Genomic DNA, 13,659 nt, shown 5'->3' with positions numbered 1-13,659 from the left:
ATAAAGAATTTGAGATATTACGTACCTTTAATACATTATTCATGAATTTTTCATAATGAGGAGAAGGATATTTGAACTAAAAATATCCTTACTGAAGTTAAGCGTTGATTTTCATTCTTTCATCTGCTAACATATTATCATATTAGCGAACTAAAGGATTCGGAATTTTCCTTCATAAGATAACAGCGGAGGTGCTCGGGTTGATGTTTATGTTTGAAAAACCGCACGGCATGAGAGATACACTGCCCGGTTTATACGAAACGAAAAAAAAGGTGAGACGATCGTTAACCGATTTGATTGATAAATGGGGATATCAATTTATGGAAACGCCGACACTGGAGTTTTACGATACCGTTGGCGTCCAGTCAGCAATTGAAGAGCAGCAGCTGTTTAAGCTACTTGATCAGGACGGCAAGACATTGGTGCTTCGCCCGGATATGACGGGGCCGATTGCAAGGGTGGCGGCATCGAAGCTTCTGAAACACGGTCATCCGCTAAGAGTCGGCTATGCGGCAAATGTATTCAGGGCTCAGGAGCGTGAAGGCGGACGTCCGGCTGAGTTTGAGCAGGTCGGAGTGGAGTTAATCGGTGACGGCACGACGAGCGCGGATGCGGAGGTTATTGCTTTAGCCGTCGGTGCATTGAAAAACGCTGGGCTGGCATCCTTTAAAATTGCCATCGGCCATGCCGGCATTGCGGATGCTTTGTTTGTTGAGGTGCTCGGGAACGTTGAACGAGCTGATGTGCTGCGGAGGTTCTTATATGAAAAGAACTACGTCGGCTACAGAGAGCATGTCAAGTCTCTCCCGCTTTCCTCCATTGATAAAAGCAGGCTGCTTGAGCTCCTTGAACTGCGGGGCGGTATAGAAGTATGCGGACGTGCCGAAGAAATCGTCGATTCTGCGCAAGGAAAAAGCGTGGTTGATGAGCTGAAGGCGCTCTGGGACATTCTTGAGGATTACGGATGTACGGAAAATGTCCGCCTGGATCTGAATATGGTCAGCCACATGAGCTATTACACAGGGATTTTATTTGAAGTGTACGCCGAGAATGTCGGTTTTGTCATTGGAAGCGGTGGCCGTTACAACAAGCTGCTGGGCCATTTTGATTCACCTGCACCGGCAACAGGCTTCGGGCTTCGGATCGACCGGCTGATTGAAGCCCTTCATATGAAAGAAGAACCTTGTGATATAGACGCTGTTATTTTCAGCAAAGAGCAGCGGGCGCAAGCTATCGCTTATGCGAATGAAGAACGCATGAAAGGGAACAAAGTGGTTCTTCAAGATTTATCGGGAATAGAAAATATCGACCAGATGACAAAATCTTTTGCAAACGTCACTTATTTTATCGGTGCCAGAAAGGAAGAGCAAAATGGGTAAGTTACTCACAATGGCGATGCCAAAGGGCCGGATATTTGAAGAAGCGGCAGGGTTGCTGAGGCAGGCAGGCTACAGGCTCCCTGAGGAGTTTGAAGATTCGAGAAAACTGATCATCGATGTGCCGGAGGAAAATCTTCGATTCATATTAGCGAAGCCGATGGACGTAACCACGTATGTGGAGCATGGCGTGGCAGACGTCGGAATTGCGGGCAAGGATGTCATGCTGGAGGAGGAACGCGATGTGTATGAGGTACTGGATTTAAAAATCAGCAAATGCCACTTAGCTGTCGCCGGACTTCCGAATACAGACTGGAGCGGCGTAGCGCCAAGAATCGCGACAAAGTATCCGAATGTGGCTTCCAGTTATTTCAGAGAGCAGGGAGAACAAGTCGAGATTATTAAGCTCAACGGTTCAATTGAACTGGCTCCGCTCATTGGGCTTGCAGATCGGATAGTGGACATTGTTTCCACAGGACAGACACTGAAAGAAAATGGGCTTGTTGAAACGGAGCACATTTGTGACATTACCTCTCGCTTTATTGTTAACCCGGTAAGCTATCGCATGAAAGACGATGTGATTGACGAAATGGCATCCCGCCTATCTCTCGTTGTGGAAGGAGAGACGGCAAAATGAAGATCAAAACCATCAGCGGAGCGGAACGGCTTTCTCTCAAGCGTTCCATCGATGCCGGAACGGATGAGCAAAGAAAGACGGTCCGGTCCATTATTGAAAATGTTAAAGCAAACGGTGATCAGGCGGTTCGCAGCTACACGGCGAAATTTGACGGTATCGAAATAGACAGCCCGCTGGTCACACAAGAAGAATTTGAGGAGGCATACACCTCACTGGATCCACGTCTTCTTCAGGTGATTAGGCAGGCAATCGAAAATATTAGGGAATATCACGAAAGACAGCTGCAATCCTCCTGGTTTTATCACAGAAAGGACGGCACAATGCTGGGGCAGAAAGTGACGGCGCTGGATTCCGCCGGTGTATATGTGCCGGGGGGAACGGCCGCATATCCTTCATCTGTTTTGATGAATGTGATTCCGGCGCTTGTAGCGGGCGTTGAAAGAATCGTTCTCGTCACGCCTCCGGGAAAAGACGGTCTGCTGTCTCCTGGAGTTTTGGTTGCTGCAGCCGAGCTGGGCATAAAAGACATTTACAAAATGGGCGGCGCTCAGGCGATTGCGGCGTTAGCATACGGAACAGAAACCATTGAACCGGTGGATAAAATCACGGGTCCGGGCAACATTTATGTCGCGCTTGCCAAACGGGAGGTGTTCGGTGATGTCGATATCGATATGATTGCCGGACCGAGTGAAATCGTCGTGCTGGCAGATGAAACAGCGATTCCGAGCGAAATTGCAGCCGATCTGCTGTCACAGGCGGAACACGATAAGCTCAGCTCATGTGTGTTTGTCACAGATTCCATGGCGCTGGCCGAGGCGGTTTCAGCCGAGGTGAGTAAGCAGCTGAAAACCTTGCCGCGTAGAGAAATAGCGGGAGCTTCAGTGAGAGATTACGGTTGTATATATGTGGCGGAAACAATGGTGGAAGCGATTGATACTGTCAATACACTCGCGCCAGAGCATTTAGAAATCATAACACAGTCTCCGGAAGCTTTGCTGGGCAGTATCAAACATGCGGGTGCAATTTTCTTAGGCAGATACAGCCCTGAGCCTGTCGGTGATTATTTTGCAGGACCGAACCATGTGCTTCCGACAAACGGAACAGCCAGATTTTCAAGTCCATTAAACGTAACTGATTTTCAAAAGAAAGCGAGCATTATTTCTTACAGTCAATCAGCCTTTGAAGAACATGCCGAAAGCATCGCGGCTTTTGCCAGACTGGAAGGGTTAGAAGCCCATGCCAGATCAATTGAAGCGAGAGAACGGAGGATTTCTAAATGAGAAAAGCGGAACGTGTCAGGAAAACAAACGAAACAGATATTGAGCTGGCATTTACAATAGACGGCGGGGGACAAGCGGATATCAAAACAGATGTGCCGTTTATGACACATATGTTGGATTTATTTGCGAAACATGGCCAATTCGATCTTTCCATTAACGCAAAAGGCGATGTTGATATTGATGATCACCACACGACTGAAGATATCGGCATCTGCTTAGGGCAGGCGCTGCTCGAAGCGTTGGGCGATAAAAAAGGAATCAAACGCTACGGATCGGCGTTTGTGCCGATGGATGAGGCACTTGCTCAAGTTGTGATTGATTTAAGCAACCGGCCGCACTTAGAAATGCGGGCTGACTTCCCGGCTGCTAAAGTCGGAACTTTCGATACGGAGCTTGTACATGAATTTTTGTGGAAGCTGGCGCTCGAAGCTCGAATGAACCTGCACGTCATCGTTCATTATGGCACAAACACCCACCACATGATTGAAGCCGTTTTTAAAGCACTGGGACGTGCGCTTGATGAAGCGACAACGATCGATCCGCTAGTTAAAGGAATACCGTCAACGAAAGGGATGCTGTAAATGATCGGCGTGATAGATTACGGAATGGGGAATTTATACAGTGTCTCAAAGGCGCTTGAACGTGTCGGCGTGCCGTATTTTGTTTCTGAAAAGCCGGAGGAGCTGAAAGAAGCTGATGCCTTCATTTTGCCGGGAGTCGGTTCATTTGGAGACGCGATGGACAATTTGCGCTACACGAAGCTTGATCAATTGATTCACGATATGGTCTCAGAGGGAAGGCTGCTTCTAGGGATCTGCCTCGGCATGCAGCTTTTATTTGAAGAAAGCGAAGAAAACGGCACCGCTTCAGGACTCGGGCTGTTAAAAGGAAAAGCAGTCAGGCTGAAAGCAGAAGATGAAAAAGGAAACAAGCTGAAGGTTCCGCATATGGGCTGGAATCGTCTTTCCTTTCATAATGAATCTCCGCTGCTGACTAAAACAGAACAAGGCTACGCTTACTTCGTTCATTCTTATTACATTGATGGGATGGAGGAGAACGCGCTTCTGGCAAGCGCCGATTATGGTGTGCGAGTGCCTGCTGTAGTTGGAAAAAGGAACGTCTTCGGCGCCCAATTTCATCCAGAAAAAAGCAGCACGGTCGGAATGTCTATTTTAACCCAATTTACGAAAATGGCAGCAGAACAGAAGGTGAAAAAATGAGTGCTTTTACATTATATCCGGCAATTGATATGAGAAACGGCAAATGTGTCCGCCTTGTTCAAGGGGATTATAATAAGGAAACGATATATGGCGATTCACCGTACGACATGGCTGAGTTATTTGCGAAAGAGGGTGCCGAATGGATCCATCTCGTTGATCTCGACGGGGCCAAAGAAGGGAAAAGAGTGAATGACCGCCATGTGATTGAGATTGCGCAAAAGCTGAACCTGAAAGTCGAAATCGGTGGCGGGATCCGTTCCGAAAAAGACGTCTATGAATATTTATCAGCAGGAGTCGATCGGGTGATCCTGGGAAGCTCAGCAGTTTCTAACCCTCCGTTTGTCAAAAAAATGCTGAAACAATATGGCGAGAAAATTGCAATCGGACTGGATGCGAGAAACGGTTTTGTTTCAACAGAGGGATGGCTGGAAACATCAACCCTTAAGGCAACTGAACTGGGCAAAGAGCTAGCCAATGAAGGTGCGGAAGTCTTTATTTTTACTGACATCGCGACAGACGGAATGCTGTCAGGCCCCAATGTTAAAAGCACGGTCGAGCTTGCGAAGGAAACGGGTAAATCGGTGATCGCTTCCGGCGGAGTCAGCTCCGTCACGGATCTCGAAGCCCTCGCCCGCTATGAGGCGGACGGCGTCTCTGGAGCAATCATCGGAAAAGCGCTGTATACCAATCAGTTTACGCTGAGTGAGGCGCTTGAAAGGGTGAAGCGCAAATGATCACAAAACGGATTATCCCATGCCTTGATGTCAAAGAAGGACGCGTTGTCAAAGGAATTCAATTTCTCGAATTGAAGGATGCCGGTGACCCAGTTGAACTCGCCGAAGTGTACGACCGGGAAGGTGCGGATGAACTTGTTTTTCTTGATATCTCCGCCTCACATGAAGGACGAAAGACGATGATTGACGTTGTGGAGCAGGTTGCCGCGAAGCTTGCGATTCCGTTTACAGTCGGCGGCGGCATCAATCAGCTCAGCGATATGAAAACGATACTGCGTGCCGGAGCGGACAAAGTGTCGGTGAACACGGCAGCTGTTCTTCGCCCTGAGCTGATTGCAGAAGGAGCCGAGTTTTTCGGTTCGCAATGCATCGTTCTTGCCATTGATGCCAAGTATGACAAAGAATCTGACACATATAAGGTCTATACGCACGGCGGCAGAAAGAAAACAGATTGGGAGGTCACCGCGTGGGCAAAAGAAGGCGTCAAACGCGGGGCAGGAGAAATATTGCTGACAAGCATGGACTCCGACGGTGAGAAAAAAGGCTTCGACCACACGCTGACAAAGCTTGTTTCCGAAGCTGTCCCCGTCCCTGTTATCGCTTCGGGAGGCGCGGGAAACGCACAGCATATGCTTGAGGCTTTTACAAAAGGAGAAGCTGACGCCGCGCTGGCCGCCTCAATTTTTCATTATAAAGAAACATCGATTAAAGAAGTGAAATCATACTTGAAAGAATACGGGGTGAATGTGAGATGAAACAGGCAGATGAACTGCGTTTTAACGAGGACGGATTAATTCCTGCCATCGTGCAGGATGCGGCAAGCAAAGAAGTGCTGACCCTTGCGTATATGAACAAGGAATCGTACGAAAAAACGCTGGAAACGAAGGAAACATGGTTTTACAGCCGCTCACGCCAAGCCTTATGGCATAAAGGAGAAACCTCAGGGAACACGCAAGCCGTCAAAGGTATCCGGTATGACTGCGACCAGGACGCATTGATCGTACTTGTAGAGCCATCCGGCCCGGCATGCCACACTGGCAGCTACAGCTGTTTTACGAAGGAACAAACAGAAGAACAGGCCGCAGGCCGATTCGGCATCATGAACGAACTGGAGCGTGTGATAGCGGAACGCCAAGCGGAGATGCCTGAGGGAGCTTATACTACTTACCTTTTCCGCGAAGGCGTCGATAAGATGTTGAAAAAAGTCGGTGAAGAAGCATCCGAAGTCATCATCGCCGCGAAAAATCGGGACCACGAGGAACTCAAATGGGAAGCGGCAGACCTGCTGTATCACCTGCTTGTCCTGCTCAGAGAACAAGCCTTGCCGCTGGATGATGTGCTTGATGTATTGAAAAAACGCCATTCTGAAAAATAAAAGGATTGGAGCTGTTCATATGTCAGCTCCTTTTTTATGTATTTGTTGCAGCTGAACCATTTGTCTTGTCCTAATAGAAGAAATGAAAAAACCAATCGAATTTCCTATTTAACAAAAATTTCCCATGATGTAACATGACTAAGAATGAAAATCCCAAATGGATATCAGGTCTTTAGGATTATTTTATACAAACCGGTCAGGATAGTAAGGAAAAGACATAGTATGAAAAAGCGGCTGCTAATTATTCGAAAAATGAGGAGAGAATGGTGAACGAAAAAATTGATGAACTGAACAAAAAAGTTGGACGTTTGGAACAAGAACTGGAAAGTGTCAAAAGGGAGATCGCGTATCTCGCTGCTGGCAAGAAAGAACAAGCAGTAGTCAAAACGGAAGAGCATCCAAAAATCAACAAGGAAACCGAAGTTCCACAAAAGACGCCGGCTCCGCGAAAAGAGAACCGCACTTTAGAAAACATGGCGGGAAATTGGCTTCCGAAGATCTTTATTTTTGTTTTTCTTCTTGGTATGATTTGGGCATTTGTGGCAGCTGCAGAAAAAGGCTGGATCAACGCATATATGAGGGTAGGGGCAGGACTTATTGTCTCTATTGTGCTATATGTTCTCGGTAGCAGGTCACATAAGAAAAATGCCAGTGTATTGGGCATTTCATTATTGGCGGGCAGTAATATTGTCTATATTGTTTCTTTGTTTGCGGGTAACATGCTGTACCAGATTATACCGACGCCGCTTACAATGATCCTTCTTGCTGCAGGCGTTGCGGGCGGTGTGTACATATCAAGAAAATACCGATCACAAACGCTAATCGCCATTATCGGCGCAGGTGTTTACTTGTATCCTTTTTTATTTGGCGGGAAACAAGGAAATGAATACATCTTTTATGTATATGAGTCATTGGTTTTCGCAGGCTTAATATATGAGACAGTTAAACAAAAGTACAGCGTGGCATGGAATATAGCAAACTATGCTTTTATATTAGCGATTTTTGCTTTCTTATCATTTACAGATACGCAGGTGACCGGTTGGACACTTGCTGTATTTATCCTACAGCAGGCGATTACGATCCTATCAGCCTTACGATCGAACAGCCAATTTAAAAAAGCTGTCTATCTCACAGCTGTTACAATCGGAGCTTTTGTCGTTTTCATTATAGGGGTTGTCCTGTACATGAAAAACGATACAGCCTTATACGCTTTTTATACTGCTGCATTTGTGTTTTACCTGTTGTTAAGCTTATGGAAAACTAAAGAATTTGCCGAAATCAAACATACATTTTTTCTCATTTCTATGATTTATTTTAATGTATTGGCAGCGGATGCATTAGCTGAAAATGTGAGCTTGCTGTACATCATATTCACCTTACAAGGAATCATGATGTGTTACGTGTCATACCGCAAAAAAAGCTGGTTGATCGGCATTGCCGGAGTGATTGTATTATTACAGGCAGCTTGCGGCCTCATACAATACCCGGCACGTTCATTACACGTTCTCAGCATTGTCTCTTGGCTGCTGCTGATCAGCTCACTTTTTGGCGGCTATCTGTATTCGAAGAAAATACATTATAAACAAGTCACAACTGTTGTTTCGTCCGCTGTTTCATTGCTGCTGCTTGTATTCTTCAGCAAATTATCCATATGGATGTCGGATAGGATTGACGGCGTATCAGTAAACGTCGGAGTATCCCTGTCTTGGTTTATATTTGTCATTGTGATGTATGCTGTTTATTACGCAACCAAAGACAAGACATGGAACCGAATTGGGCTGATCTTTTTATTCATTACACTTGCCAAAATAATTTTAATAGATTCTGCTTCGATTGATATTGTTTGGAGAGCGGTCTTATTCATCTTGTTAGGGGTCATTGGCCTGTTTATATCCAGAGTATTTTATTCGAAAAAAGAGTAACAATCATGTCTGGTCAAGACTGCCGATAGAATGCGGCGGTCTTTTTTCAGTATGATTCTATATTGTAATACGGCTAGAACTAAATAATATGTTGTAACAATCTATCAGTTAAACCCGTGGAGGTTCGTCATGAAAAAAATCATCTTGCTTTGCTTCTGCTTATTACTTACTCTGACAGGAGGATGCAGTATGAACAACAATGAAAAAAACAACACAAAAGACAATAAAACAGAAGCCTTAAAACCAAAAGACATGGATCCAAAAGACCTGCCGCAAGTTCCGGCGTTTCAGGACGAGAAAACGAGAGAGTACATGGTGTCAACGAAAGAAGAAGAGCCGGGGTATTATTTGCTTGAATCTAAGCTGAAAGGGTTTAGGATGTTGTTTCCGGAGGATGGGGAGTATCTCCCTGATTATTCTGCGTCAAATGGAGAAAATAGTGAATCGATTGGGTTTCAGAGCTATAATGAAAAATCAAATATTCTCTTAGATGCGCAAATAAGCTACTATAACAAATCTTCTTTTATTAATGATCCAGAGACAATGCTGGACCAAATTAGTAATGAGAATGGTTACAAAGGAAATTTTAAGAAGCAACAAACTGACGGAAAAGTAGTTTACGCAGCAACAAAAAAAAGCAATTTTAAAAACAGTGATCGTAAATATAATTTTTCCTATCGTTATTTTGGATATATAAAATCCAATGAAGAAGAGTATCTGGGGATAGTATATTCTTTTATAGTCCGCTGTAAAAAAGATGATAAACCTTGTACTTTGGATGAAGCTCGAGCAAAAGAAAAAACTGATAAACTAATTAATTCTATAACCTTTTTAAGAAATAACAAGGAGGTTAGAGATGGAAAATAAGAATGTTTTCGCAAATGAAAATGTAAAGCTCCGTTTAATTAACTTAGAGTATGCCTATAAAGAAAAGTTTGCATCGAACAATCCGGAAAAAGTAAAAAAAGCCAAAGAAGAGTTTGAAACTGAAATACGGAGGATCTATAAAGAAGAAACTAACTCTGAGCTTCCTAAAGAAATAGAGATATATACTTCACACGAACTTATTCAAGAAAATAAGAACATAGATAAACGGATTAAAGATTCTGGTTATGATGGTACAGCGATTTATATAAAGGAAAAGAAAAATGATATAGAGCAGCTTCATATTATTTCTGAGGGGAGTGCTGATAACGCAGATTGGTCTTATAGCTTCTTTGGTTTGTTTTTAGGTATTGATGATAACCAATACAGAGCTACGAGAGAATTTGTAAAGAATTCAAAGAAAAAAGCAGGTAACTCCGAGGAATTAAGAACATTTGCGCTAGGACATTCTCTTGCTAATAATAACCAAGTATTAGCTCAATTAATTGATGGGGAATTTGATGAAGTATATGGAGTGAATGGGGCACAAATAAGTATCGACCAACTTTTATTAGCTGATAGAAATTTGGTGGATTTTTTATTAAATAAATATGATCTTAGTCGTCAAGAGCTTAAAGAGCTTCCGCGAGAACAGCTAAAAAAACAATCACCCAATACTACAATGACAAAGGCGTCACAGCAAACATCACCCAGCGTATTTCTAAAGATGACCCGCTCTATGGCGTCAGCGGAAAGGCCGATTTTATTACATTTGGCAATGTAAAGATGAAAGATACAAATACAGATGTCAAAGGAATCAGAAGTATTATAGATAAGATTCCTGATGAGGAAGTCCGTTCTATCCAAACTTTTTTACGAAAGTATTCGGATGAATATAAAAAAGGCGGGCTAAACGGATTTGTCATGGCTTCGACCGGGATAGATGCAGAGCTTGTCGGCAGTATATTTAGTGCTGATGGAAATGTGGCGAAAGGGAAAATAGTGAAAGACCGGTTTGGTGATATACAGGTAATGGTTAAAAATATCGGGGAAAAAATGCCGGCCTTTATTAAATTCTTTCATACTATCTTGAATAATAGCGGAACAGTTGTGGATCAGCTTGAAGAGAATGGGTATATTGATGAGGCGCAAAGGAAGAGTATCAAAAAACAGTTAAAAATTGTTAATAGTAAGATAGGCGATATAGAAATTCAATATCAACAGTTAAAATACGCGCTTTCTACTAATAATGTAGTTGCAATTGTTTATTATGTCTGTGAGTTAATAGGCAGTGTTAATGAATTAAAAGATGCATTTGAAACACTCGACACAGAAACAAAAGACGCACTAAAACTTATCGTCGACGGCCACAGTATCGTTCAAATGCTCAACGCCTTGTCAAAGGAAAAAGGCTTCAGCTATAAAGGCTCCGATATTTATTTTACAGGGAAGAGCGGCTCGGGAGAAACGATTCAAGTCAATCTCTCATCCGCTGTCAGAATCTATCAAAACGGTATGAAAATCGTTGAAGATATGGAAGATGCGATTTCTAAGTACCAGAAGGTTTACAGTCAGGAAATCGATGAAGATTTCATAGACAAAAAGCAGGCGATCATCACGGCGATTCATCATATGGAAGAAAATCCTTCGCATTATGCCTTCGATCTTCAATTCCGGCTTGCAGCTGGTTTCAGCCACACATTCGATAAATTGGAGAAAATCTCTGTTCATGAATCATTCCACACAGGTGCGCTTCCTGCTAATGATGGAATTGTTGCTGAATTAAAAAAACAGACAACAGAAAAAAGAGATTTTATCAAAAATATCCGCGAGAGTATTGAAAAGCTGTTTGAAAAAGAAGAAATGATTTCACAGTTATTTGATTTTCAGCCTTAGGAGGAATATGAAGAGTGACTTCCTTATTTTCAGAAAGTGAAACAGAAATTGTATCAACGACCTATATGTTTCTTACCCAAGATGAAATGAAGGGGAAAGCGGGCACCCTCAATCAACCGATCAACGACTTTCTCAGCCTGACAAAGAAATTTGAGTCTTCATTAAAAGAGGAAATCAAAGGGCAAAAAGGGTTGATTGTAAAAAAAATAAAAAAAGAGCTTGAGTCTAATAGCGAAAAACGAAAAGCTGCCCTTGAGATGATAAAAGAAGAACATACCGCAAAAGTTGATCGGTACAAAATGATAATAGAAGACCTGCGACAGCAGGATGTAACATTGACTTACAGAAAAAAGAAGCCTGTGAAAGATGTCTAACATAAAAATCTCCTATTCAAACAATGAGTGGGAGATTTTTATTTTGATCACGGCAAAAATATACTGAAAAAGTCTTTCTCCATTGATATGATTGAGAAAGAGTAAAAATCATCCTTTTGCTATGACTTTTCACCTTTCTGAACGCTGAAACAGGAGGAAAATATATGCCAACCAAGAAACAAAAATCTAAAAGTAAATTGAAACCCTTTTTTGCCTTAGTAAGACGGACCAATCCTTCTTATGGAAAGCTTGCCTTTGCGCTTGCCCTCAGTGTTGTAACGACACTGGTCAGCCTGCTCATTCCATTATTAACAAAGCAGCTTGTCGATGGTTTTTCTATGTCAAATCTGTCGGGGACGCAAATCGGTTTGATCGCGCTGGTGTTTTTCGTTCAGGCGGGTTTAAGCGCTTATGCCACCTATGCGCTTAACTATAATGGACAAAAAATCATTTCCGGGCTGCGGGATTTATTATGGAAGAAATTAATTAAGCTGCCTGTCTCTTATTTCGATACAAATGCTTCCGGAGAAACAGTCAGCCGTGTAACGAACGATACGATGGTGGTCAAAGAATTGATTACAACCCATATCAGCGGATTTATTACAGGCATCATTTCTGTCATTGGATCATTGACAATCTTGTTTATTATGAACTGGAAGCTGACACTGCTTGTGTTAGTGGTCGTTCCGCTGGCCGCTCTTATCCTAGTGCCGATTGGAAGGAAAATGTTCTCCATTTCACGGGAAACACAAGATGAAACGGCCCGTTTTACAGGCCTGCTGAATCAAATTCTCCCGGAAATCAGACTTGTTAAAGCTTCAAATGCGGAGGATGTCGAATATGGGCGCGGGAAAATGGGGATTTCCTCATTATTTAAGCTTGGCGTTCGTGAAGCTAAGGTTCAATCACTTGTCGGCCCGCTTATCTCACTCGTGTTAATGGCAGCACTTGTCGCAGTCATCGGATATGGCGGCATGCAGGTATCTTCAGGCGAGCTCACGGCCGGAGCGCTCGTGGCTTTTATTTTATATTTGTTTCAAATTATTATGCCGATGGGCCAAATTACAACATTCTTTACACAGCTGCAAAAATCAATCGGTGCAACAGAACGAATGATTGAGATCTTGGCAGAGGAAGAGGAAGATACAGTGACAGGAAAACAAATTGAAAATGCGCATCTCCCTATCCAGCTTGATCGCGTGTCTTTTGGATATAAGCCTGATCAACTGATCTTAAAAGAGGTCAGCGCTGTCATTGAAGCAGGTAAAGTCACAGCGATTGTCGGTCCGAGCGGCGGGGGGAAAACGACGCTGTTTAAGCTGCTTGAACGTTTTTATTCTCCGACTGCAGGGTCCATTCGGCTGGGGGACGAGCCGATTGATACTTATTCGCTTGAATCGTGGCGGGAGCACATCGGGTATGTATCGCAGGAAAGCCCGTTAATGTCCGGGACAATCAGAGAAAATATTTGCTACGGGTTAGAACGAGATGTGACGGATGCTGAGATCGAAAAAGCCGCGGAGATGGCATATGCGCTCAATTTTATAAAGGAGCTGCCGAATCAGTTTGATACAGAAGTAGGCGAACGCGGCATTATGCTGTCAGGCGGACAAAGGCAAAGAATCGCGATTGCGAGAGCGCTTCTCCGTAACCCAAGCATTCTTATGCTCGATGAAGCTACCTCAAGTCTCGACAGCCAATCTGAAAAATCAGTTCAGCAGGCGCTGGAGGTGCTGATGGAGGGCCGCACAACGATTGTTATCGCTCACCGCCTATCTACCGTTGTAGATGCGGACCAGCTTTTGTTTGTTGAAAAAGGGGAAATTACCGGTCGTGGAACACACCATGAGTTAATGGCTTCTCATGGCCTTTATCGGGATTTTGCTGAACAGCAGCTGAAAATGAATGCAGACTTAGAAAACAAAGCCGGGTAAATTTTGGTCGAATCAGCCAATAAAAAAGAGGAGGGATTTTCCCAATC

Annotated in this window: 12 protein-coding genes and 1 pseudogene; all 13 read left to right on the top strand. The window is 43.7% G+C overall.

The window, feature by feature from the left end; genetic code table 11:
* The first annotated feature begins 203 nt into the window (after positions 1–203).
* The 13 genes and pseudogenes from WA279_RS14665 (at position 204) to bmrA (ending at position 13,612) form a co-directional block, all read left to right on the top strand.
* The gene (locus WA279_RS14665; protein ID WP_336155811.1) at positions 204–1,379 is read left to right on the top strand and encodes an ATP phosphoribosyltransferase regulatory subunit; all 1,176 of its coding nucleotides are present in this window, start codon (positions 204–206) and stop codon (positions 1,377–1,379) included.
* Positions 1,372–2,013, top strand: a complete 642-nt coding sequence (gene hisG, locus WA279_RS14660; RefSeq protein WP_015251138.1) for an ATP phosphoribosyltransferase — start codon at positions 1,372–1,374, stop codon at positions 2,011–2,013. The genes WA279_RS14665 and hisG overlap by 8 nt, the downstream gene beginning before the upstream one ends.
* On the top strand, positions 2,010–3,293 hold the full coding sequence (gene hisD / locus WA279_RS14655) for a histidinol dehydrogenase (protein WP_336155809.1): 1,284 nt from the start codon (positions 2,010–2,012) through the stop codon (positions 3,291–3,293). Before hisG ends, hisD begins: the two co-directional genes overlap by 4 nt.
* Positions 3,290–3,874 (top strand): imidazoleglycerol-phosphate dehydratase HisB, encoded by a 585-nt coding sequence (hisB, locus tag WA279_RS14650; protein ID WP_336155808.1) that lies wholly within the window; start codon positions 3,290–3,292, stop codon positions 3,872–3,874. The genes hisD and hisB overlap by 4 nt, the downstream gene beginning before the upstream one ends.
* Positions 3,875–4,513 carry an imidazole glycerol phosphate synthase subunit HisH gene (gene hisH, locus WA279_RS14645; RefSeq protein WP_015251140.1) on the top strand — a complete coding sequence of 213 codons (639 nt, stop codon included), beginning with the start codon at positions 3,875–3,877 and terminating at the stop codon, positions 4,511–4,513.
* Positions 4,510–5,247: a 1-(5-phosphoribosyl)-5-[(5-phosphoribosylamino)methylideneamino]imidazole-4-carboxamide isomerase gene (gene hisA, locus WA279_RS14640; RefSeq protein ID WP_014481012.1), complete on the top strand. Its 738-nt coding sequence runs from the start codon at positions 4,510–4,512 to the stop codon at positions 5,245–5,247. Before hisH ends, hisA begins: the two co-directional genes overlap by 4 nt.
* Positions 5,244–6,002: an imidazole glycerol phosphate synthase subunit HisF gene (gene hisF, locus WA279_RS14635; protein WP_187954041.1), complete on the top strand. Its 759-nt coding sequence runs from the start codon at positions 5,244–5,246 to the stop codon at positions 6,000–6,002. Before hisA ends, hisF begins: the two co-directional genes overlap by 4 nt.
* Entirely contained in the window at positions 5,999–6,622 is a 624-nt protein-coding gene (gene hisIE, locus WA279_RS14630) for a bifunctional phosphoribosyl-AMP cyclohydrolase/phosphoribosyl-ATP diphosphatase HisIE (RefSeq protein ID WP_336155807.1), read from the top strand. The genes hisF and hisIE overlap by 4 nt, the downstream gene beginning before the upstream one ends.
* Positions 6,623–6,885: 263 nt before the next feature.
* On the top strand, positions 6,886–8,544 hold the full coding sequence (locus WA279_RS14625) for a DUF2339 domain-containing protein (RefSeq protein ID WP_336155805.1): 1,659 nt from the start codon (positions 6,886–6,888) through the stop codon (positions 8,542–8,544).
* A gap of 129 nt (positions 8,545–8,673) precedes the next feature.
* Complete coding sequence (locus WA279_RS14620) at positions 8,674–9,411, top strand: lipoprotein YvcA (protein WP_336155804.1); 738 nt, start codon at positions 8,674–8,676, stop codon at positions 9,409–9,411.
* Positions 9,401–11,304 (top strand): annotated as a pseudogene (locus tag WA279_RS14615) (DUF6792 domain-containing protein). Before WA279_RS14620 ends, WA279_RS14615 begins: the two are co-directional and overlap by 11 nt.
* A 14-nt stretch (positions 11,305–11,318) precedes the next feature.
* A complete protein-coding gene (locus WA279_RS14610; RefSeq protein WP_017695277.1) occupies positions 11,319–11,678 on the top strand; it encodes a hypothetical protein in 360 nt (119 codons plus the stop codon).
* Positions 11,679–11,842: 164 nt separating this feature from the next.
* A complete protein-coding gene (bmrA, locus tag WA279_RS14605) occupies positions 11,843–13,612 on the top strand; it encodes a multidrug resistance ABC transporter ATP-binding protein/permease BmrA (RefSeq protein ID WP_076457539.1) in 1,770 nt (589 codons plus the stop codon).
* Positions 13,613–13,659 lie beyond the last annotated feature (47 nt).

The organism is Bacillus sp. 204(2023) (assembly GCF_037027505.1).
GTDB lineage: Bacteria > Bacillota > Bacilli > Bacillales > Bacillaceae > Bacillus > Bacillus subtilis.
This window is presented reverse-complemented; position numbering and strand designations above follow the sequence as displayed.